Source organism: Streptosporangium sp. NBC_01639 (assembly GCF_045209755.1).
Taxonomy (GTDB): domain Bacteria; phylum Actinomycetota; class Actinomycetes; order Streptosporangiales; family Streptosporangiaceae; genus Streptosporangium.
In genome coordinates this window covers 6,505,394-6,524,937 of sequence record NZ_CP109272.1, presented here as the reverse complement: position 1 = coordinate 6,524,937, position 19,544 = coordinate 6,505,394, and the positions used below count along the sequence as shown (strand labels likewise).

22 protein-coding genes are annotated in these 19,544 nt (G+C 71.2%); 10 read left to right on the top strand and 12 right to left on the bottom strand.

All coding sequences use genetic code 11. The features are described from left to right. Positions 1-35: 35 nt before the first annotated feature. Positions 36-698: a TetR/AcrR family transcriptional regulator gene (locus OHA77_RS29650; RefSeq protein WP_406312679.1), complete on the bottom strand. Its 663-nt coding sequence runs from the start codon at positions 696-698 to the stop codon at positions 36-38. A gap of 73 nt (positions 699-771) precedes the next feature. On the opposite strand from OHA77_RS29650, the gene OHA77_RS29645 reads away from it, so the two are divergent. Further along, on the top strand, positions 772-2,157 hold the full coding sequence (locus OHA77_RS29645; protein ID WP_406312678.1) for an FAD-dependent oxidoreductase: 1,386 nt from the start codon (positions 772-774) through the stop codon (positions 2,155-2,157). Here the strand turns inward: OHA77_RS29645 and OHA77_RS29640 are convergent. Together OHA77_RS29640 and OHA77_RS29635 are read right to left on the bottom strand one after the other, a co-directional pair. Next, positions 2,123-3,031: a DMT family transporter gene (locus tag OHA77_RS29640; RefSeq protein ID WP_326824912.1), complete on the bottom strand. Its 909-nt coding sequence runs from the start codon at positions 3,029-3,031 to the stop codon at positions 2,123-2,125. The genes OHA77_RS29645 and OHA77_RS29640 overlap by 35 nt on opposite strands. 177 nt (positions 3,032-3,208) lie before the next feature. Further along, positions 3,209-3,571, bottom strand: coding sequence for a VOC family protein (locus OHA77_RS29635; protein ID WP_406312677.1), 363 nt, complete (start codon positions 3,569-3,571; stop codon positions 3,209-3,211). A gap of 368 nt (positions 3,572-3,939) precedes the next feature. Here OHA77_RS29635 and OHA77_RS29630 point away from each other — a divergent pair, with 368 nt between their 5' ends. Both OHA77_RS29630 and OHA77_RS29625 read left to right on the top strand, forming a co-directional pair. After that, complete coding sequence (locus OHA77_RS29630) at positions 3,940-4,995, top strand: DMT family transporter (RefSeq protein ID WP_406312676.1); 1,056 nt, start codon at positions 3,940-3,942, stop codon at positions 4,993-4,995. 194 nt (positions 4,996-5,189) lie between these two features. After that, positions 5,190-5,549, top strand: coding sequence for a hypothetical protein (locus OHA77_RS29625; protein WP_406312675.1), 360 nt, complete (start codon positions 5,190-5,192; stop codon positions 5,547-5,549). A 76-nt stretch (positions 5,550-5,625) separates the two neighbouring features. Here OHA77_RS29625 and OHA77_RS29620 read toward each other — a convergent pair whose 3' ends face one another. Next, complete coding sequence (locus OHA77_RS29620) at positions 5,626-6,417, bottom strand: class II aldolase/adducin family protein (protein ID WP_406312674.1); 792 nt, start codon at positions 6,415-6,417, stop codon at positions 5,626-5,628. A gap of 335 nt (positions 6,418-6,752) precedes the next feature. Between OHA77_RS29620 and secA2 the strand changes: the two genes are divergently transcribed. After that, complete coding sequence (gene secA2 / locus OHA77_RS29615) at positions 6,753-8,966, top strand: accessory Sec system translocase SecA2 (RefSeq protein WP_406312673.1); 2,214 nt, start codon at positions 6,753-6,755, stop codon at positions 8,964-8,966. Positions 8,967-8,990: 24 nt separating this feature from the next. On the opposite strand, the gene OHA77_RS29610 is transcribed toward secA2, so the two are convergent. After that, the gene (locus OHA77_RS29610) at positions 8,991-9,266 is read right to left on the bottom strand and encodes a type II toxin-antitoxin system RelE/ParE family toxin (RefSeq protein WP_406312672.1); all 276 of its coding nucleotides are present in this window, start codon (positions 9,264-9,266) and stop codon (positions 8,991-8,993) included. Then, positions 9,263-9,541 (bottom strand): type II toxin-antitoxin system Phd/YefM family antitoxin, encoded by a 279-nt coding sequence (locus tag OHA77_RS29605; protein ID WP_406312671.1) that lies wholly within the window; start codon positions 9,539-9,541, stop codon positions 9,263-9,265. The genes OHA77_RS29610 and OHA77_RS29605 overlap by 4 nt, the downstream gene beginning before the upstream one ends. A 236-nt stretch (positions 9,542-9,777) precedes the next feature. Here OHA77_RS29605 and OHA77_RS29600 point away from each other — a divergent pair, with 236 nt between their 5' ends. Further along, complete coding sequence (locus OHA77_RS29600; protein WP_326824918.1) at positions 9,778-10,515, top strand: transcriptional regulator; 738 nt, start codon at positions 9,778-9,780, stop codon at positions 10,513-10,515. Positions 10,516-10,584: 69 nt separating this feature from the next. Here OHA77_RS29600 and OHA77_RS29595 read toward each other — a convergent pair whose 3' ends face one another. Then, positions 10,585-11,061 (bottom strand): MarR family winged helix-turn-helix transcriptional regulator, encoded by a 477-nt coding sequence (locus tag OHA77_RS29595; protein WP_406312670.1) that lies wholly within the window; start codon positions 11,059-11,061, stop codon positions 10,585-10,587. Between the two features lie 68 nt (positions 11,062-11,129). Between OHA77_RS29595 and OHA77_RS29590 the strand changes: the two genes are divergently transcribed. Together OHA77_RS29590 and OHA77_RS29585 are read left to right on the top strand one after the other, a co-directional pair. Next, on the top strand, positions 11,130-11,282 hold the full coding sequence (locus OHA77_RS29590) for a hypothetical protein (protein ID WP_406312669.1): 153 nt from the start codon (positions 11,130-11,132) through the stop codon (positions 11,280-11,282). A gap of 12 nt (positions 11,283-11,294) precedes the next feature. After that, a complete protein-coding gene (locus OHA77_RS29585) occupies positions 11,295-11,942 on the top strand; it encodes a nitroreductase family protein (protein ID WP_406312668.1) in 648 nt (215 codons plus the stop codon). A 71-nt stretch (positions 11,943-12,013) separates the two neighbouring features. Here the strand turns inward: OHA77_RS29585 and OHA77_RS29580 are convergent, their stop codons facing one another. Together OHA77_RS29580 and OHA77_RS29575 are read right to left on the bottom strand one after the other, a co-directional pair. Next, on the bottom strand, positions 12,014-12,892 hold the full coding sequence (locus OHA77_RS29580) for an NADP-dependent oxidoreductase (protein WP_406312667.1): 879 nt from the start codon (positions 12,890-12,892) through the stop codon (positions 12,014-12,016). A 37-nt stretch (positions 12,893-12,929) separates the two neighbouring features. Next, a complete protein-coding gene (locus tag OHA77_RS29575) occupies positions 12,930-14,102 on the bottom strand; it encodes an MFS transporter (RefSeq protein WP_406312666.1) in 1,173 nt (390 codons plus the stop codon). 59 nt (positions 14,103-14,161) lie between these two features. Between OHA77_RS29575 and OHA77_RS29570 the strand changes: the two genes are divergently transcribed. After that, on the top strand, positions 14,162-14,563 hold the full coding sequence (locus OHA77_RS29570; protein WP_406312665.1) for a MerR family transcriptional regulator: 402 nt from the start codon (positions 14,162-14,164) through the stop codon (positions 14,561-14,563). A gap of 156 nt (positions 14,564-14,719) precedes the next feature. On the opposite strand, the gene OHA77_RS29565 is transcribed toward OHA77_RS29570, so the two are convergent. After that, positions 14,720-15,355 carry a hypothetical protein gene (locus OHA77_RS29565; protein WP_406312664.1) on the bottom strand — a complete coding sequence of 212 codons (636 nt, stop codon included), beginning with the start codon at positions 15,353-15,355 and terminating at the stop codon, positions 14,720-14,722. A 137-nt stretch (positions 15,356-15,492) separates the two neighbouring features. Here OHA77_RS29565 and OHA77_RS29560 point away from each other — a divergent pair, with 137 nt between their 5' ends. Next, the gene (locus tag OHA77_RS29560; RefSeq protein ID WP_406312663.1) at positions 15,493-15,810 is read left to right on the top strand and encodes a hypothetical protein; all 318 of its coding nucleotides are present in this window, start codon (positions 15,493-15,495) and stop codon (positions 15,808-15,810) included. Positions 15,811-15,939: 129 nt separating this feature from the next. Next, positions 15,940-17,007 (top strand): ADP-ribosylglycohydrolase family protein, encoded by a 1,068-nt coding sequence (locus OHA77_RS29555; protein WP_406312662.1) that lies wholly within the window; start codon positions 15,940-15,942, stop codon positions 17,005-17,007. A gap of 3 nt (positions 17,008-17,010) precedes the next feature. On the opposite strand, the gene OHA77_RS29550 is transcribed toward OHA77_RS29555, so the two are convergent. Both OHA77_RS29550 and OHA77_RS29545 read right to left on the bottom strand, forming a co-directional pair. Beyond that, on the bottom strand, positions 17,011-18,861 hold the full coding sequence (locus tag OHA77_RS29550; RefSeq protein ID WP_406312661.1) for an asparagine synthase-related protein: 1,851 nt from the start codon (positions 18,859-18,861) through the stop codon (positions 17,011-17,013). A 113-nt stretch (positions 18,862-18,974) separates the two neighbouring features. After that, on the bottom strand, positions 18,975-19,445 hold the full coding sequence (locus tag OHA77_RS29545) for a MarR family winged helix-turn-helix transcriptional regulator (RefSeq protein WP_406312660.1): 471 nt from the start codon (positions 19,443-19,445) through the stop codon (positions 18,975-18,977). Positions 19,446-19,544 lie beyond the last annotated feature (99 nt).

The following is a 19,544-nucleotide window of genomic DNA, read 5'->3' as shown; positions in this document are numbered from 1 at the left end:
CCTGCATCCGGAAAGGGACTCCCCGGGGTGCAGGCTCAGGGCGTGCCCAGCATGCCTCTCAGCAGTTCCTCGACCCCGCGTCTCAGGTCGTCCGGGGTCGGCTCCGTGCCGGCCCCGGCGATGGCGTCGAACATCACGCCCTCGCCGAAGGCGACCAGTTGGCGGCCGTGCCGTACCGGGTCGGCGGACCCGGCCGCGGCGAGGAGCTCGACCGCGAGCGCGCGGAAACGCGCCCCCGCCTCGTCGTAGATCTTGCGCAGCTCGGGACGGCGGGTGGCCTCCAGGGCCAGCTCGTAGCGGGCGACCGTCCGGCGGCGGTCGACGGTGAGCTGCACCCACAGCATCCGGGCGGTCATCTCGGCGAGCGCCCCGAGCGCGACCTGCTCCGCGAGCCCTGCTCCGGGCACGACCTGCTCCGCGAGCCCTGCTCCGGGCACGACCTGCTCCCCGAGTCCCGCTTCGGTCGCGACCCGCCCGCCGGCCCCGGCGAGCGGGTCGAAGACGGCGATCTCCAGCTCGGTGAGCCGTTCGAGGGCCAGCTCCAGCAGTGCCAGGCGAGTACGGGCCAGGTTGGACGCGGAACCCGGTGGCAGCCCGGCCGCCTCGTCCACCGCCCGGTGGGTCAGGCCGCGCATGCCCCGCTCGGCCAGCAGGGTGACGGCAGCCTCGGCGACGACTTCGGCACGTGGGGACTTCACCCATGAATACTACATTTGTAGTTAGACTACGAGCGTAGTAACGTCCACTACATCCGTAGTGAGGGAGAAGGTCATGGCGCGCGCAGTGGTCATCGGGGCGGGGATCGGCGGGCTGACGGCAGCGGTGGCGCTGCAGCGGCGCGGCTGGGAGGTGACGGTGTTCGAGCGGGCGCCGTCCCTGGAGCCGGTCGGGTCCGGACTGGCCGTCGCCGCCAACGCGCTCAGAGCCCTGGACACGATCGGCGCCGGCGACGAGATTCGTAAGCTGTCGGCGGTCCAGGGTGAGGCCGGCGTACGGCGTGCGGACGGCAGATGGCTGATGAGGACCACCGAGGAGGCCACCTCCGCCGAGTACGGCGACTCCGTGGTGCTGCTGCGCCGCACGGAGCTGGTCGACGCGCTGTGCGCGCGGCTCGCCCCCGGAACGGTCCGGCTTAACACCACCGTGGCGAAGGTGGACCCGGACAGCGGCCGGGTGACCGTCCGGGCCGCGAGCCCGTGGCCCGATCCGGCGGACGGCCCGGGAACAGGGTTGGAGCCGGACGCCGGAGTGGCCCCGGCAGGCGACCGGGGAACCAGCTCCGGAGCGGCCCCGATGGCCGGCCGAGAAACAGGCTCCGAGACGGTTCCGACGGCCGACCGGGAAACAGGCTCCGGAGCGGCCCCGGCGGACGGCGCGGAGGCCGTGGGAGTGAGTGAGGTGACGGCCGACCTGGTGGTGGCCGCCGACGGCATCCACTCCCCCACCAGGTCCGCGCTGTTCCCCGGACACCCCGGACCGCGCTACTCCGGGGTGACGAGCTGGCGGCTGCTCATCCCCGGCGGTGGCCGTCCCGGCCAGACCTTCGAGAGCTGGGGCGACGGCAAGGTCTTCGGAGTCATGCCGCTGGCGGGCGGCGTGGCCTACTGCTACGCCACCGACACCGTCCCGGCGGGCGGGGGCGGCGGGGACCAGCGGGCCGAGCTGCTCCGCCTGTTCGGAAAGTGGCACGACCCGATCCCGGCGCTGCTCGCCGAGGTCCCGCCGGAGAACGTGCTCAGGAACGACGTCCACTACCTCGCGACCCCGCCGCCCGCCATGCACCGGGGCAGGGTCGCGCTGCTCGGAGACGCGGCCCACGCCATGACGCCCAACCTGGGGCAGGGCGCCTGCCAGGCGATCGAGGACGCGGTGGTGCTGGCCCACATCGTGGGAGACGGTGAGGCGGCGGGCACCGTGGACGGCCTGAACCTGGACGGCTACACCGCCGCCCGGCTGGAGCGGACCGCGAGGATCGTGGCCCGGTCCGCGGGGATCTGCCGGGCCACCCGGATCCGCAACCCGCTGGCCGTACGGCTGCGCGACGCGATGATGGCGCTCACCTGGCGGCTGGCGCCCACACGGCTGAACGGCGCGATGGACGAGGTGCTCGGCTGGGCGCCGCCTACACCGACCGCGACGACTGCGACGCCGGAGTGACCGGCGGGATCTCGGGGACGGGGGTGCGGCCGTGGTCCGGGGAGAGCCGGCCCAGGGTGACGGTCCCCCAGATGAGCAGGGCGGCTGCGAAGATCGCCGGGATCACGTCTGCCAACCTGGTGGGCATCGCCTCGTCGAGCAGCAGCACTCCGGCGAGGATCGAGGTGGCCGGGTCCACCACCTGCACCGCCGCGTAGGCGATGCCGAAGTAGCCGACCTCGTAGGATTTCTGCAGCAGCACCACCGCGCAGATCAGCAGCACCGGGATGGCCAGCGTGAACCAGCTCAGCAGCCTGCTTAAATCACCCTGAAGTCCGCCGCCCACCACGCGGACGAAGGTGGACACGCTGGCCGTCACCGCGCCCGCGCCGACCGACAGCAGCAGCGCCTTGGCCGGTCCCCCCACCTTCCGCGCGGCCAGATGGGCCACCAGCACGACCAGTCCGACGCAGCCGAGGAAGCCGAACGCCTCCTGGCCGGTCATGTGCGGTGTCACGTTGTGCGTGGGGACGAGCAGCATCAGGCCGAGCAGTCCGATGGCCACCGCGATCGACCCGAGGATCTCCGCCCGGTGCGGCCGCCTGCCGTGCAGCATCGCGGCGAGCGGCACGGCGAACACCAGCGTCGCCACGCTGATCGGTTGTATCGCCACCAGCGGCGCGAAGCTCAGCGCCACGGCGTGCATGGACGCCCCGGCGAATCCGATCACGCCGCCCAGCCACCAGCGGGGTCGCTTCATCAATTTGAGCGAGGCACCCGCGGACACCGCCTCGAACTGCTGGAGCGCGGCGCCCAGTGCGTAGCCCAGCGCGCCGACCAGGGCGATGGACATCCCGACCCACATCATCGCCGCCCATGGGGGGCGCGCAGGCATGGGTAAAGAAACGACAGTTGGGTCATCCCGCAAGCTTAGAGTGCCCGGCGAGTGGGTAACGGGCGGTCCAAGCCGGAGCCGGCAGCCCCCAGGGGAATGAACCTCCTCCCGGCCGCCTCTGTGGTCGGCCGGGGTGAAGGGTTTTCCCGCACCGCGGCGAAGGGCCGCGTGCGGTGTCTAATCCCGGGTCGGGCAGACGCAGAACAGGTGACCCTCGGGGTCGGCGAGCACCACCCAGCCGCCCTCGCCGGGCTGGAAGTCGGGCTTGGTGGCTCCGAGCTTCAGGTACTCCTGGACCGCGGCCTCCACGTCGGGGACGCGGGTGTCCAGGTGGAACTGCTTGCCGGCCCCCGGCCAGGCGGCCGGCTTGCGGTCGAGGTTCTGCTGGAAGTAGATGCTCATGGTGCCGTCGCCGATCCCGGCGTAGGTGTCCTCGGCGTACTGGACCTCGTAACCGAAGACGGCAGCGTAGAACTCCGCGAGCTTCTTCGGCTCGGCGCAGTCGATGTTGATGGCGAGAAACTTCGCGATCGTGGTCATGAATCTCATCCTTCCGCCCATACCTGTCAGGTGACGTCAGGTATATCGACGGAGTCGGATTCCGGACGGTCCGAAGCCTCGACGAGGCCCCGCCGCGCCGGCCTCCAGGACAGCAACCGGCCGCCTGCCAGATCGGCGGCCGACTCGCCCGCCGGCCACGGTGACGAGGGACGCCCGGCCGATAACCGTTGGCCGAGGTGCCGGTCGCCGGGCTAGGGTCGGCCCGTGACGATACTCATCATGTCCCCGCCGACCGCCCGCTAGCGGGCGCTCCTCTCTCCTGACAGACCGGATCGAGCGATCCGGTGGGTGGCTGCCGCCCGCATACGTGCGGACTGACGACAACCACCTCATCTGGAGAGATATCCATGACGCACGTCTCCGTACGGCGGGGCCTGCTGTACGTGTCGATCGCGGCGACCGCCTGGGGCACCGGGGGTGCCGCCGGGGCACTGCTCCACCGGGCGGGCGCCCTCGGCCCCGTCCCGGTCTCGTTCTGGCGGTTCGCCTCCGGCGCGGTGCTGCTCCTGCTGGCGTCCCGCCTCCTCGGCCTCGGACGCGCCACCGATCGCGGACGCACCGGCCCCGGACGGCCCACCGACCTCGGACGGATCAGTCCTGGACGCCCTGCCGACCTTGAGCGGATCGATCCCGGACGCCCTGCCGACCTTGAGCGGACCAGTCCCGGACGCTCCGCCGGCCTCGGACGGATCAGTCTCAAACGGCCCGCCGACCTCTGGCGGATCGTGGTCACGGGTGTGGCGATGGCCGTCTACCAGACGGCCTACTTCTCATCGATCGCCGAATCCGGCCTGGCCGTGGCGACCGTGATCACGATAGGCGCGACCCCGGTCTTCGTGGCCGCCGGTGCGCGTCTGCTGCTGGGTGAACGGCCCGGTGCGACCGGACTGGGCGCGGTGGCGCTCGCCCTGACCGGTCTGGCCATGCTGACCCTCGACGGCGGATCGGCCACCTTCTCGGTGGCCGGCATCGGCTGGGCGCTGCTCTCGGCGGCCGGCTATGCGGGGGTGACCCTGCTCAACCGGGCCCGTCCCGGCGAGCCGTACACCACGGCCATGGGCGGATTCGTCGTCGGCGGGCTCTGCCTGCTGCCCGTCGCGCTGGCCCAGGGCCTGTTGCCGCAGGGCGACCCGCTCGCGTCCTGGTCGGCCATCCTCTATCTCGGCGCGGTCCCGACGGCTCTGGCCTACGGCCTCTTCTTCACCGGCCTGGCCGCGGTACGGGCCACCACGGCGTCGGTGATCTCCCTGGTCGAGCCGGTCGGCGCGGCGGCCATCGGGGTGCTCCTCCTCGGCGAGCGGCTCACCCCGCAGGCCGTCGCGGGCGCGGTCCTGCTGCTTGCCGCCGTGGGCCTGCTGGCCCTCGGCGAGAGACGCGGAGCCGTGGAACCGGTCGCCCTGTGAGGCGGCTTCAGGATTTTCCCCATGGCCGAGAAATAAACCATACGGAAAGGAAAACCCGCCCGCCAACATTTCATTCAAGGAAAAGACAATAACCAAACAATTGCTTATTCAATAATAATCCTGCTCATATCGTGGCTGTAGAGACCCGGCCGCCGCGCGGTCTCCGCCGGCGGCCCGACCAGAGAGGAGGCGCCATGGACGGTGAACGGCGCCTGGCGCTCATCGGCTCGGCATTTCTCCTCGCCTCCGCCCTCGGACCGGCCGCGATCTCCCTGTCCCCGGCCGCATCGGCCTCGGGCCGGGCGGTCGTGGCAGAAATTCCGTACGGTGGGGCGGCGGGGAGCGAGACGGCCACGGTCGGGGCCCTGACTCCGATCTCCGACGAAAAACCGGAGGCGTACCGGAAGGCATACCAGAAGGGTTACGACGAGGCCGGCCGGGACTGCGGCAAGGGAGAGGGTTTCTCCTACGGCCAGTCGGCGGACTGGGACAGAAAGGGCTGGGTGGACGGATACAACGCCGGTCACGCCCGGTTCTGCGAGAAGGACCGCTGAATCCCGGCCGACCCGGAAAAGGCCGGAGAGGCCCGGGGTTCCGACCCCGGGCCTGCGGCGGGAAAGGGAGAGGTATTCAGCCGAACATGTCGGGCTCGGCGGCGGTGATCTGGTCGTAGAGGGGCTGGAAGTTGATCCAGCCGACCAGGTCGTTGCCGATCTGGCCGTGGGTGAGCTTGGCGTTCTCGTGCTCGATCGGCACCGTCGGCCCGGCGGCCTTGGCCAGGAGCTGGGCCTGGCACGAACGCTCCATCGTGATGAACCACCAGGCGGCGGCGTCCACGCTGTCGCCCACCGTCAGCAGGCCGTGGTTGCGCAGGATGACCGCCTTGTGTGAGCCGAGGGCCGTGGCGATGCGACGGCCCTCCTCGGTCTCCACGACCACACCGGTGTAGTCGTCGAACAGGCCGTGGTCCTCGTAGAAGGCGCAGGCGTCCTGGGTCAGCGGCTCCAGGAGCGTACCCAGCGACGACAGGGCCTTGCCGTGCACCGAGTGGCTGTGCGCGGCGGCGACCGCGTCCGGCCTGGCCTGGTGGACCATCGCGTGGATCGCGAACGCGGCCTGGTTGACGTGGTGGCGCCCCTCGACGACCTGCCCCTGGTGGTTGACGAGGATGAGGTCGCTGACCCGGATCTGCTTGAACGACATGCCGAACGGGTTCACCCAGAAGTGGTCGGTGTGCTCGGGGTCGCGGGCGGTGATGTGCCCGGCCACGCCCTCCTCGAAGCCGAACCGGCCGAACAGCCGCAGCGCGGCCACCAGCCGTTCCTGGCGGTGGCGGCGTTCGTCGGCCACGTCGTCGAACTTCTGCGGCAGCCGGAAGACGAGCTGGTCGGTGGGGATCGGCTGCAGGTCGGACAGGCTCATCGTGCCTCCAGGGCGGAAGGGTCGAGGGCGGCGGGTGTCCGGCACGTCCATCTACCACCAGAATATCGTTCGGCGGGGCCGGAGGGTTTCTTCCGGAGGACTTCGGATCGTCCCCACGGCGGCTCCCGCAGCCGCTCCCGGTCCCGCGTCCGGCCCGCTCCCGGCGCCGGGAGCGGGCCGGACGCGGCCGACCGCGGGCGGACGCGGCCGGTGGAGCGGTACCGGACCGTCTGGGGCGCGGTTGCCCGGCGGTCCCCCGGGGCGGATGATCTATCCGGTCGGTACCGTGATGTGACAGCGGGAACGTGTTCCCGAGAACGGGCGTTGGAGGAAACGTGGCCTCGATAACTCAGCTTTTCAGGCGTTTCCTGGAGCGTCCCGGCTCCATCGACCTGGCGCCGTTCGAACGCACCGTGACCGCCGCCGGGACCCGGGAGAAGCGGCTTGAGGAGCTTGAGGAGCTGCCCCGGCCCTCGGGGGACGACCTGGTCGAGCTCTGCGCGATCATGCGAGAGACCGCACGCCGCACCCTGAGCCTGAGGCCGTACGACGTGCAGCTCGTGGGCATGCTCGCCCTGTTGTCCGGCAACGTGGCGGAGATGGCCACCGGTGAGGGCAAGACGCTGTCCGGGGCGATGGCCGCCGCCGGATACGCCCTGCAGGGCAAGCGAGTGCACGTGATCTCGGTCAACGACTATCTGGCCCAGCGGGACGCCGAGTGGATGGGCCCGCTGTACGACGCGCTGGGCGTCTCGGTCGGCTGGATCGCGGAGAGCTCCACCCCGGACGAGCGCCGGGCCGCCTACGCCAAGGACGTCACGTACGGGGCGGTCAGCGAGATCGGCTTCGACGTGCTCCGGGACCGGACCCGCACCGACCCGGCCGACCTGGTCGTGCCGGAGCCGGGGGTGGCGCTGGTCGACGAGGCCGACTCGGTACTGGTGGACGAGGCCAGGGTGCCGCTGGTGCTGGCGGGGGCCACCGACCCGGGTGACGCCGTGCCGGAGATGGCCGCACTGGTCCGCCAGCTGGTCAAGGGCTACCACTACGAGCTCGACGACCAGGCGCGCAACGTCCACCTGACCACCAAGGGCATCGACACCGTCGAGCAGGCCCTGGGCCTGGAGCTCTACGACGACGCCGCCACACTGACCGAGGTCAACCTGGCCCTGCACGCGCACGCCCTGCTGACCAAGGACGTCGACTACATCGTGCGCGACGGCAAGGTCCACCTGATCAACCCGTCCCGGGGCCGGGTGGCGCTGCTGCAGCGCTGGCCGGACGGCCTGCAGGCCGCGGTCGAGGCCAAGGAGAAGCTGGCCCCGTCGGAGACCGGTGAGATCCTCGACTCGATCACCGTCCAGGGACTGATCACCCGTTATCCCGAGAAGTGCGGCATGACGGGCACGGCGGTCGCGGTCGGCGACCAGCTCCGCGAGTTCTACGACCTCAAGGTGGCCGTGGTCCCCTCCAACCGGCCGTGCGTGCGGACCGACGAGCCCGACCGGCTCTTCGAGTACGCCATGGACCGGGACCACGCGCTCGTCGACGAGATCGTCGAGGTGCACGAGTCCGGGCGGCCGATCCTGATCGGCACGCTGAACGTGGCCGAGTCCGAGCGGCTCTCCCTGACCCTGGCCGGACGCGGCCTGGAGTGCGTGGTCCTCAACGCCAAGAACGACGCCGAGGAGGCGTCGATCATCGCCAGGGCCGGGGAACGCGGCGCGATCACCGTCTCCACCCAGATGGCGGGGCGCGGCACCGACATCCGCCTCGGCGAGGGCGTGGACGAGCTCGGCGGGCTGTACGTCATCGGCTCCGGCCGGCACACCAGCAGCCGCCTGGACGACCAGCTCCGCGGCCGCGCCGGCCGCCAGGGCGACCCCGGCGGGTCGGTCTTCTTCGTGAGCGGCGAAGACGAGCTGATCACCCACTACGTCGCCGACGAGTACGCCAAGGGCGTGCCCGACCGTGCCCTCGTGGGCCACGCCCAGCGCGTCGCCGAGGGCGTCAACATGGAGATCCACCGCAACACCTGGCGCTACACCCGTCTCCTCGAAGACCACCGGAGCAAGGTCCTCGGCCTGCGCGAGAAGGTCCTGCGCGGCCACTCGGCCGGTGACGCGCTCGCCGGGGCCCTTCCCGAACGATGGTCGGAGCTGGTGGACACCGCAGGCGAGGAGGTGCTCCAGGAGGCCGCCCGGCAGATCGTGCTGTTCCATCTCGACCGCGGCTGGGCCGAGCACCTCGCCTTCCTGGCCGAACTCCGCGAGGGGATCCACCTGCGTGCCCTCGGCCGTCTCAGCCCGATCGAGGAGTTCAACAAGGAGGCCAAGCTCACCTTCGAGCGCCTGCTGGCCGAGATCGAGTCCCGCTCGATCGCCACCTTCGAGACCGCCGCCATCACCGCCGATGGTCTCGACCACGACGGCGCGGGCCTCCGGCGCCCCACCGCCACCTGGACCTACCTCGTCCAGGACAACCCCTTCGGCACCGAGTGGGAGCGCATCCTCAACCGCCTCAGCACCAAGGTCCGCCGCCGCCGCTGACTCCACGGTCCCGGCCGAACGCGTCTAACGCGACCGGTAGGCGTCCGCCCGGTGCTGAACGGTGATCACCTGAACCACGATCCGGCCGTCGTCGATCAGATACAGAACCCGGTAGTCGCCACGGCGGGCGGACCATTGGGGGGCGAGAGGTTCGTCAAGAGGTTTGCCGACCCGGCGAGGGGTGTCCAGCAGTGGCCCGGTGATGAACTCCCAGACCGCGGGCACGACCTTCGCGGGCAGGCGCTCGGCGAGGTCCTGTTTGGCACGGCGGGTGAGGTGAAGTTCGTAGCGCCCGGTCACAGGCGGCCGGTCCGGCGCAGCTCGGCCTCCACCTCCGCCGAGGAGTGGGTGCGCCCCGCTTCCAGGTCGGCGAGCCCCTCGTGGATGGCTGACACGGTCTCTTCGGAGGCGAGTATCTCGATCATCTCGCGCATCGTCTCGTAGTCGTCCGCCGCCAGCAGCACGGCTGCGGGCAGACCATTGCGAGTGATCTCAAACCGCTCGTGGGTGCTGACAGCGGACTCGATGATGCCGGACAGCCGGGCACGTGCGTCGGCCAGCGGAAGAACTGTCATGTACATAATTATAGTCATCGATGGCGGGAGATGGCAGATCCTCGCCGAACGCGGGCGAGCGGGACGCCTGCCCCGGCTCCGCCGCGACAGAGCCGGGCCGGTGACATCACGGCGTTCGTTACGTGACCGGTAATGGTTTCACCAAGCCGTAGCCGGTTATCGTGTGATTTGTGACCTCCACCAGCGTGGCCCGACCAGTCGGTGAACTTCTGCGCCAATGGAGGGAGCGCCGGCGGATGAGCCAGATGGACCTCGCCATCCAGGCGGACATCTCCACCCGGCATCTGAGCTTCGTGGAGACCGGCCGGTCCAAGCCGAGCCGGGACATGATCCTGCGCCTCGCCGAAGAGCTGGAGCTTCCCCTCCGCGAGCGCAACCATCTGCTGCTGGCCGGCGGGTTCGCACCGGTCTACGCGGAGACGCCGCTCAACTCACCGCAGATGTCCTCGGTCAGAGAGGCCCTCGGCCAGGTGCTGAGCGGGCACGAGCCGTACCCGGCCGTGGTCGTGGACCAGCGCTGGAACCTGGTGGACCGCAACGCCGCCACCGGCGTGCTGCTGCGCGGCGTCGCGCCGGAACTGCTCGTCCCGCCGGTCAACGTGCTCCGGCTGAGCCTGCACCCCAAGGGGATGGCCCAGCGGATCATCAACCTGGGTGAGTGGCGCGCCCACCTGCTCCACCGGCTGCGCCGCCAGATGAGCCTCACCGCCGACCCCGAGCTGGCCGCGCTCTGGCACGAACTCGACGAATACCCCTGCGACCAGCCGGAGCCCGAGATAGAACGGCCGGGCCCCGGGGACATCGTGATCCCACTGCGGCTGCGGCGGGGCTACCGGGAACTCGCCTTCTTCAGCACGATGGCCACCTTCGGCACCCCGCTGGACATCACCGTCGCCGAACTGGCCATCGAGGCCTACTTCCCGGCCAACCCCGAGACCGCCGCCTACCTGCAGCACCAGCACCACCCGGACTGACCTCCCGGCACGTGACCGGTTCGGCGTCGAGAGCCTGAACAGGCGGCCCTCCTTCAGAGCCGGACGGCTTCAAGAGCCGCCGATGCCGGCCTGCAGGAGTTTGGCGAGGATCGCGCTCAGTTGGCCGCGCTCGTCGTCGGTGAGGGCGTGGAAGGTGTCCGCGAGGAAGGCGGGGACCGCGGCCTGGGCCTCGGCGAGCCGCCGGCGGCCTGAGTCGGTGATGGTGACGGCGTAGGAGCGCCGGTCGCGGGGGTTGCGCTCCCTGCGGACGTGGCCTGCCCGCTCCAGGTCGTCGCAGACGCCGACCATGACGCTGCGGTCGATCCGGAGCTCCTCGCTGAGCGTCTGCTGAGAGCAGGGGCCGACGGCGCCGAGCATCTGGAGCACGAGGTGCTGCCCGACTCCGATCCCTTCTCTGGTGGCGTGCGCGTCGGCGGCGCGGGCCACGGCGGCCGAGGCCCGGCACAGCGCGATGTCCAGCCGCTCCGCGGCGAGCTGCGGAAAGTAGGCCGTCCCGCGGTCCGTCGTTCTGGTCGTTGCCGCCATCGCTCTCCTCTTGCGTTCAGCCGTCAGCCTACCGCAGGTCCATCTCCAGAAATACTGTTTGACGACAGATGATTTCTCGGCATACGGTCTCCTACGGCGGGCTCCTGCTGCTCGGCCGCCGGATCGCGTTCCTGACAGCGTGTGGCTTCTCCCTGCTCGGCGCCCTCGTCGCCGCCTTCGGCCTGCGCTCCCGCCGCTCCGCACCCGTACTCACCGCCTGAAGGAGACATGTCATGACACTGGATCTCGCCCCCGACGAACTGCTGAGCACGACCCGTGCCGTACGCAAGCGTCTCGACTTCACCCGCCCGGTGCCGCGCGAGCTGATCGAGGAGTGCGTGGACCTGGCCGTGCAGGCACCGACCGGGCGAAACCGGCAGCGCTGGCACTTCCTCGTCGTCACCGAGCCCGCTCAGCGCCGGGCCGTGGCCGACATCTTCCTGCGCGCCCTGGCCGTGGCCGGCGACCAGCCGCTGACCGAACGCGACCTGTGGCGGATGAACTACCATTCCGGCTCCACCGAGCGGGTCTTCGACGGCCTGCGGCACCTGGCCGCCAACATCCACCGGGTGCCCGCGTTCGTCATCCCGGGCGTGGAGGGACGCACCGACCACGCCCCGGTGACCGTGCAGGCGGGAGCGTGGGGATCGATCCTGCCCGCCGTGTGGAGCTTCATGCTGGCCGCCCGGGCGCGCGGCCTGGGCACAGTGTGGACCACCGCGCAGGGACCACTCGAACGCGAGCTGGCCCAGGTGCTCGGCGTGCCGTACGAGGAGGTCATGCTGGCCGCGTTCATCCCGCTGGCCTTCACCCTCGGCACCGACTTCAAACCCGCTCCCCGCATTCCGCGGGAGGAGGTCCTGCACTGGGACCGGTGGTGAGCACGCTCCCGGCCTCCCGGGCATGCCCCGGACCGTCCCCGGCGGTCGCCTGATCGGTCCGGACGGCACGCTCAGAAGGTGAGGACGACCTTGCCGAGCAGACCCCCGCGCTCGAAGCGTTCATGGGCATGCCGTACGGCGTGCACGGGGTGGTGCTCGGCGACGCGCAGGCGGAGCTCTCCCGAGTCCACGAGGGCGGCCAGCTCCGCGAGCGCCCGGCCGTCCTCCTGGACGTAGCTCTTCGCCGCTCCGGGTACGTCCGGCAGCGGATCATCGGAGATGGCGACATACCGGCCGCCCGGCGCGAGCGCATGTTCCACGGCCGCACCCGCCGTGTCGAACACCGCATGGTAGACGCCGCTTTCCAGCATGCCGGGGTCGTGGACGACCGTCTCCGCGCCCAGACTCCGTACCTCCGGAACGTGCGCCGCGGTGGAGACCAGACCGTCGACGACGGCGCCCGAACGTCGAGCGAGCTGTACGGCGAGCCCGCCCACCCCTCCGGCGGCACCGGTGACCAGCAGCCTGTCGCCGCGCGCCGGGCGGATCCGGGCCAGGGCCTGCAGGGCGGTGAGCCCGGCCAGGGGAAGGGTGGCCGCCTCGGTGAGGCTCGTGGCGGCCGGGGCGGGTGCCAGCAGACCCTCGGGCAGGGCAACCAGATCGGCCCAGGTGCCCAGGCCGGTGGCGACCTGTGCGGACATGGCGATCACCCGGTCACCGGGCCGGTAGCCGGAGGTGCCGGCGGAGATCACGATCCCGGCGAGGTCCCAGCCCAGCGTCATCGGAAACGCGGGCCCGATGTCCCAGGCGCGGGTCTTCCAGTCGACGGGGTTGAGACTGCTCGCGACGGTACGGACCAGGACCGTCCCGGGGGCGGCGACGGGTTCGGGCACCTCACGGAGGGTGAGGGCCTCCGGGCCGCCATGGCGGTCGATCTGGATGGCACGCATGGGCCGTTCCTCTTCTTTCGTCGGTTCCGGATGGATCTCAGGTGGCGGGGACGGCCGCGGCCGGGTGAGCGGTACGGCGGGGCACCGCGAGGTAGGACAGCCCGAGGCCGAGCGCGCTGAGCACCGCGCCGGCCAGACCGGTCCAGCGCAGCCCGCCGCCGGCGACGATGACCCCGGCGACGACCGAACCGAACGCGATGGCGAGGTTGAACGCGCCGACGTTGACGGAGACCGCCAGCATGGGCGCCTCACCGGCGTGCCGCAGGATGATGCCCTGCAACGGGGTGATGGTGGCGGTGGCCAGCAGACCGAGGGCGAGTACGGCCGGCACCGCCGCCGGCTTCCAGAGCACGGCGAACGGGGTGAGGACGAGCAGCACCGTGAGGGAGCCGAAGACTCCCCGGAGGGTGGCGCTGGGGAAGCGGTCGGTGAGCCGCCCGGCGGCCAGGTTGCCCAGGACGCTGCCCATTCCGTAGGCCAGCAGCAGCGCGGAGACGACCGGTGGGGCGAACCCGGTGATCTCGGTCAGCATCGGTGCGATGTAGGTGAAGACCGCGGCCACTCCGGAGTAGCCGACGGCCGTCGTGACGATCGCCATGATGACGGGCCTTCTGGCGAGCACCCCGATCTCCCGCCGGAGGTCGGTCACCGTGGCGGGCTGCCGGGGCAGGGTCAGGGCCAGCAGGACGATGCCGGCCCCGGCCAGCACGACCAGCACCGCGAAGGGGGCCCGCCAGCCCGCCTGCTGCCCGAGCAGCGTGCCCAGCGGCACTCCCAGCAGCGTGGCGACCGTCATGCCCGAGATGACGAAGGCCATCGCCCGACCGGCGCGTTCGGCGGGCACGGCGCTGACGGCCACCACCAGGGAGAGCGCGAGGAAGGCGGCGTGGCTCAGCGAGGACATCACCCGGCCGGCCAGCAGGATCTCGTAGGACGGGGCGAGGGCGCAGACGGCGCTGCCTGCGGCGAACAGCGCCATCAGCCCCAGGGCGAGCCCTTTACGCGGCAGCCGTACGGTCAGGATGGTCACGATCGGACCGCCGATGACGACGCCGAGCGCGTAGGCCGTGACCGCCTGCCCGGCGGCGCCTACGGATATGTGCAGGTCGGACGCGACCTGCGGGAGAAGCCCGGCGATGATGTACTCCGCGGTGCCGACCACGAAGGCGCTCACGCTGAGGGCGAGGAGAACGAGATGACTGCGTCGCATGCCGGTGACGCTAAACTCTCACATCTGTGTGAGAGTCAAGCCTGTGTGATGGAGGCCACATGAGGATCGGAGAGCTGTCCCGGCGGACCGGGGCGAGTGAGCGGCTGCTGCGCTACTACGAGGAGCAGGGGCTGCTGCGTCCGGCCCGGCTGCCCAGCGGCTATCGCGTGTACACCCAGGCCGATGCGGACACGGTGCGCCGGATCCGCACCCTGCTCGTCGCCGGGCTCAACACCGCCACGATCGCCCAGGTCCTGCCGTGCGTCCGCGACGACGGCGAACGCCTCGTCCCCACCTGCTCCGACCTGCTTGCGGACCTGCACAGAGAACGGGACCGCATCACCCGTGCGATGGAGGACCTAGAGTCCTCCCGCGCCATGCTCGACACCGTCATCGCCGCCGCGCCGCCGCGTGTCGCCGAGGGGGCGGGAAACGTTCCCCGCCCCCTGCGGTCTGTCTGAACCGAGGCGATATCCGAGCGGGTGCTCGCACCGCAGACGGCGGTGAGCACGGTGAGCGACGGCGCCACGACCGCGGCACACGTCCGTCGACGACCCGCCCGCGAAGGCCCTGCCCGGCCGACGCGGCCGGGGCAGGGAGGCATTGTCAGAAGGGCTTCAGCCGCAGTGCCGGTTCGTCTGGTATTCCGACACGCGATCCTTGCTCTTCAGGAATTTCTTCATGGCGTCGCTCATCCCCCCGATCGCGCCCGCTCCCCCTCCGATCCCCCCGATCGCGCCCCCTCCGATCCCTCCGCCGATCCCCGCCCCGGAGGAACGCAGTCGATCGGCTCCCGCCCCGGTGGAACGCATTTCACCATAGAAGTTGATGCAGCTGCCCTTCGCGTATACATAGACCGGCCCTGCGTACTGGGTGTAGTTCTTACCGGGCCCGTCCCATTCCCAGCGATTGGATCCGCTCTTGCTCAGTGCGGCGGTGATGTGGTGGAACGTGCCCCGCGGGTAGCGGGCGTTCGGGGACACGATGATGCAGTTCTGTCCGGTGGAGTTGCTGTAGTAGACGTCGATGCCGCCTACCTCGATTCCCGCCTGCCGGATCGGCCAGGTCTTGACGAGGCCGAAGGAGCTTCCGCAGAGGTTCTGCTGCGTGGCGGCGTCCGCTCCTGCCGGGGAGAGCACGATAAGGCCGGCGGCGGCCAGCACGGCGGCGTGGGTCAGGGCCGCGGCGCGGCGCGACCAGGTGGGCGCACGGTGTCCGCCCGAGACCGGGCGGTTGGACAAGAGGGAGATCACGGCAGCCTCCGGAGGGTGTGGGAAACCTGTGGAGACCACGCTGCGCCGGGCCCGATTGTCCGTCAACAATCTCGCCGGAAATTGCGTCTAAACAGCGGACAATACGTTTATCGCGGACAATCGAGGAGGTGCGGCGTATGGGTACTCCGGGGCGTCCACAGGGAAATCCGAAAGGCGAGACGGAACAGGCCAACGCGCTGGCGGATTTCCTGCGTGAGCTCACCGTCGGCGTCACCGTCCGCCAGTTGGGCGAACGGTACAGAAGCGGAAAGACCAGCTGGGGCGAATACCGGTCCGGCGCCAAAGCCATCCCGTTCCACCTGCTGGAGCGGATCATCAACGACCGCGAACACGATCCCCGTCTCCGTACCACCCTGCTGGCCAGGGCCAGGCACCTGCACGACGAGGCCGAGGCCGCCGGGAATGGCCCCCGCCCCTGCGGCTCGACCGGCTGACGCCCTTCCCGCCCATGGTCCGGCCCCGGGAGCCGTCTCGCATGCGCCACCGGACGCCGTACTAGCCTGGGCGTTCGAACATCCCCGGGCGGTCACGGATGCCCTCACCGCAGTCGAAGGAGTGTGATCGTGCCCCTTTCCACCGACGATCTGCCGGAGTACCGCAGCCGGGTGAGAGGCTGCCTGCTAGGCGGCGCGCTCGGCGACGCGCTGGGAGCGCCCGTCGAGTTCGAGTCGATCCGCAGGATCCGGGAGCGGTACGGCCCGGAGGGCCTGACCGGACTGGCCGCCGACTGGCGCGGCAAGCTCGGCCTGATCACCGACGACACGCAGATGACACTGTTCACCGTGGAGGGCCTGATCCGCCGGCCGGAGGTCGCCGGCCTGCGCCGGGCCTACCTGCGCTGGCTGGACACCCAGCAGCACCCCGCCCCTCCCCCGGCCAACGGGGTGATCCGCACCGGCTGGCTCCGCGAGCAGACCTGGCTCTACTCCCGGCGGGCTCCCGGCAACGCCTGCCTGTCGGGGCTGCGCAACGGGCAGGCCACCGCCCCCGCGCCGTTCGGCGAGCGGGGGCCGGTCAACCCCGACTCCAAGGGCTGCGGGACCGTCATGCGCTCGGCCCCCTTCGGCCTGCGCGCGCCGAGTCCTCAGCACGCCTTCGAGCTGGCGGCCCGGTGCGCCCAGATCACCCATGGCCACCCCACCGGCTATCTCGCCGCCGGCGCCCTCGCCGCCGTCGTCCACTTCCTGGTGGCGGGCGAGCCGCTCGCGGAGGCCGTACGGCGGGCGGCGGATCTGCTGCTGACCTATCCCCGCCATGAGGAGACCACCCGGGCGCTGCGCGCCGCCGTGGACCTGGTGGCGACGGGCGCTCCCGGCCCGGAGAAGGTCGAGTCGCTCGGCGGGGCGTGGGTGGCGGAGGAGGCCCTGGCCATCGCGGTCTACTGCGCCCTGGCGTATCCGGAGGCCGGCGACCTCCCGCAGGCGTTGCTCCTCGCGGTCAACCACTCCGGCGACAGCGACTCCACCGGAGCGATCTGCGGCAACCTGCTGGGAGCCCTGCACGGTGAGACGGCGCTCCCCGTCGGATGGCTCGCCCAGTTGGAGGGCCGCGACGTCATCGCCGAACTGGCCGACGACTTCACCGCGCAGCCGGCCAGGGGGCCGGGGCACGAGAAGTATCCCCGCGACTGACGCCTACCGGGGCGCCGGGGCGGGAACGCGCAGCGGTGGGAGGCTGGGCGGCGTGGCGGTGGAGAAGGCGCCCGTCAGCATCGTGGAGACCGTGTACACGTTCCAGACGGCGTCCATCCGCCGTTCGGGGAAGGCCGCCGACAGGGTCGCCGCGCCGGTCTCGTCGAAGACGTGGGCGAGTTCACCGGCCGTGTCCGGACCGGCGATGCCCGCCCACAACAGGTCGGCCAGCTCTCGCGAAGGGCTCAGCCGCCAGTTCCAGGGTTTCCCGCCCGCCCCGGGCAGATCGCCCACGGCAGGACGGCCGAGCGCCCGCCACCGCAGGCGGAGCCGGTCCATCAGCGTGCGGTCGGGATGCTCGGTTTCGAAGCGCCACGAGCTGCCCTCCACGGGGACGCCGCGCAGCTGCGGCGCGAAAGCGGTGATCACGTCGTGGACGACCTCCTCCGAGCGCCGCCACAGCGGGTCGATGCCCAACGCGGCCCGGACGACCAGGTTGTCGAGGAACGGCGGGACGGGATTGCCGGTGCGCAGCAGCGACGCGCGTGACGCGGCGTGCCAGCGGCCGACCCGGTACGTCAGATACAGGTGGTCGAGCACCCGCACGCCGTCCGCACGGCAGCGGTCCTGCCACGGGGCGGCCAGCGCACGGCCGTGCTCCCCGGCCTTCCGCGTCAGCAGGTCGGCGTTCTTACCGAAGAGGGTGTCCACCCGGCGCAGGACGGCCCCCGGGTCCAGTTCGGCCTGGTTGTACAGAAAGCCTCCCCGCAGGATCTCCCCGCCGTGCCCGGACATCCGGGGCGTGGGATCGAACCGCGCGGCACCGGGGACGTTCTCGTACGCCGAGATCATGCCCTCGCCGGCGGCCAGCGCGTTGTGACTGCGGACGAGGGGATGGGGGACGATCAGATCGGCGCCGTCCTCGGACCGTTTCGGCTCGGCGGCGCGGTGCTCGACACCGAGCGCCGCCGCCACCCGCCGGGCGATCACCACGTCCGGGTGGCCGTCGGGCCCGGAGGTCGCCGTGGTGAACGGGATGCCGGCGCTGTGCAGCAGCGCGGCGAGCAGCCGGCTGTCCCGGCCGCCGGTGAGCGAGAGCCGTACCGGCTCCGGGGTGTCCCGCAGTGGTCGCACCGCGGTGAGCAGCGCGTCGGCGAGCTCGGCGACCTGGGCCCGCTTCCCCTGCTTGGAGGCCGGTTTCGGACGCGCCTCGGGGAGTGGGGCCACCGTGATGGTACGGCGGCCCGCCGCGATCCTTATCTCCGCCGCCGGCGGCAGCGCACCGACCCGGTCGAACGGCGTCTCGTCGGAGAGGAAGTAGCCGATCCGCACCATCGACTGCAGCGCGGGCAGGTCCCAGACGATCCCGGGCCTGCTCGACGCGGTCTCGGTGGCGCGGGCGACGAGGTGGACGAGTAGCGCCCGGCTGCCGACGACGTGCACGTCCGAGGTCTCGGTGTGGAAGACCGGGCACGCCCGGGTGAACCCGGTGGCCGCGCTCAGCTCCTCGTCATCGGCCCGGAAGATCGAGAAACAGCCGCCGGTACGGAGGACGGCCGCACCCAGCCGGGGGGCGGCCAGCAGCCGGTCCGCCTCGGACGGTTCGGCCAGATGCCCGGTGAGGCCCGCCACCCGGCCGCCGGCCGAGCTGATGATCGGCGGCCCGTGGCCTTCGGGTTCGTTGGACCAGGAGAGCAGCGCCGTGCCGCCGGTGGCGGAGTGCCACTCGCGTGCGGTCACGGTCGCGGCCGGTACCGGGAAGGCCCGCGTGATCGCCTCGCGGGCCACGGCGAGCACCGTGGGAGGCAGCGGGGTGCCCGGACGTTTGACCGTGACTGCCAGATGGACGCGCAACGGGGACTCCAGTTCTGTGGCCTACCCCCTTACTCCGCCGTTGCCGCGATCCTCTTTCACGCCTCACCATGATCCGCCGGTCGAGCGCGGCACGGCCACCCGCTCTCAGCCGATCACACGGAGGGCCCCCGCCGGTGGTCGTGGTACTCCAGGACCCGGGCGAGCAGCCGGGTCAGCTGGTCCCGCTCCTCGGACGACAGGGGGGCGAAGATCGCGTCCTGGACCCCGGCGAGGATCTCGTCGAGCTCTCGCAGCCGCTCGCCCCCGGCGGGGGTGAGCGTGATGACGTTGCGTCTGCGGTCCGCCGGGTCGGGGTCGCGCTCGACGAGTCCCCAGGCGGCGAGTTCGTTGATCGCCCCGACGATGTAGCTGCGGTCGATGCCGCAGCGGCGCCCCAGGCTCGCCTGGCTGGCGGGACCGAACTCCTCCAGTGCGGCGAGCAGGGCGTAGTGGTAACGACGGGCGTCGGTGGTGCTGAAGGCCTCCCAAAGCAGCCGGCCGGCGTGGGTCGCGGTGTGCGTGAGAACCCAGCTCGGAGTGCCTTTCAGCCGGGCGGGGGTGGCGTCGTCGGCCGTCGTCTCCATGCGTTCCAGCCTAACAAACTTGTTGGCCGCACCTACGACTGTTACCGTTGGCCTCAACAACGTTGGCGACGCCAACATTAAGTCGTTCCCCTGAGGTGT

What these genes read in the sequence shown, in the direction of transcription:
- OHA77_RS29570 (WP_406312665.1), top strand. Translation starts at nt 14,162, where the DNA reads ATGAGGATCGGAGAGCTGTCCCGGCGGACCGGGGCGAGTGAGCGGCTG.
- OHA77_RS29605 (WP_406312671.1), bottom strand. Translation starts at nt 9,541, where the DNA reads ATGACAGTTCTTCCGCTGGCCGACGCACGTGCCCGGCTGTCCGGCATC.
- OHA77_RS29580 (WP_406312667.1), bottom strand. Translation starts at nt 12,892, where the DNA reads ATGCGTGCCATCCAGATCGACCGCCATGGCGGCCCGGAGGCCCTCACC.
- OHA77_RS29585 (WP_406312668.1), top strand. Translation starts at nt 11,295, where the DNA reads ATGACACTGGATCTCGCCCCCGACGAACTGCTGAGCACGACCCGTGCC.
- OHA77_RS29590 (WP_406312669.1), top strand. Translation starts at nt 11,130, where the DNA reads ATGATTTCTCGGCATACGGTCTCCTACGGCGGGCTCCTGCTGCTCGGC.
- OHA77_RS29545 (WP_406312660.1), bottom strand. Translation starts at nt 19,445, where the DNA reads ATGGAGACGACGGCCGACGACGCCACCCCCGCCCGGCTGAAAGGCACT.
- OHA77_RS29645 (WP_406312678.1), top strand. Translation starts at nt 772, where the DNA reads ATGGCGCGCGCAGTGGTCATCGGGGCGGGGATCGGCGGGCTGACGGCA.
- OHA77_RS29630 (WP_406312676.1), top strand. Translation starts at nt 3,940, where the DNA reads ATGACGCACGTCTCCGTACGGCGGGGCCTGCTGTACGTGTCGATCGCG.
- OHA77_RS29635 (WP_406312677.1), bottom strand. Translation starts at nt 3,571, where the DNA reads ATGACCACGATCGCGAAGTTTCTCGCCATCAACATCGACTGCGCCGAG.
- OHA77_RS29620 (WP_406312674.1), bottom strand. Translation starts at nt 6,417, where the DNA reads ATGAGCCTGTCCGACCTGCAGCCGATCCCCACCGACCAGCTCGTCTTC.
- OHA77_RS29625 (WP_406312675.1), top strand. Translation starts at nt 5,190, where the DNA reads ATGGACGGTGAACGGCGCCTGGCGCTCATCGGCTCGGCATTTCTCCTC.
- OHA77_RS29640 (WP_326824912.1), bottom strand. Translation starts at nt 3,031, where the DNA reads ATGCCTGCGCGCCCCCCATGGGCGGCGATGATGTGGGTCGGGATGTCC.
- OHA77_RS29560 (WP_406312663.1), top strand. Translation starts at nt 15,493, where the DNA reads ATGGGTACTCCGGGGCGTCCACAGGGAAATCCGAAAGGCGAGACGGAA.
- OHA77_RS29575 (WP_406312666.1), bottom strand. Translation starts at nt 14,102, where the DNA reads ATGCGACGCAGTCATCTCGTTCTCCTCGCCCTCAGCGTGAGCGCCTTC.
- OHA77_RS29600 (WP_326824918.1), top strand. Translation starts at nt 9,778, where the DNA reads ATGAGCCAGATGGACCTCGCCATCCAGGCGGACATCTCCACCCGGCAT.
- OHA77_RS29595 (WP_406312670.1), bottom strand. Translation starts at nt 11,061, where the DNA reads ATGGCGGCAACGACCAGAACGACGGACCGCGGGACGGCCTACTTTCCG.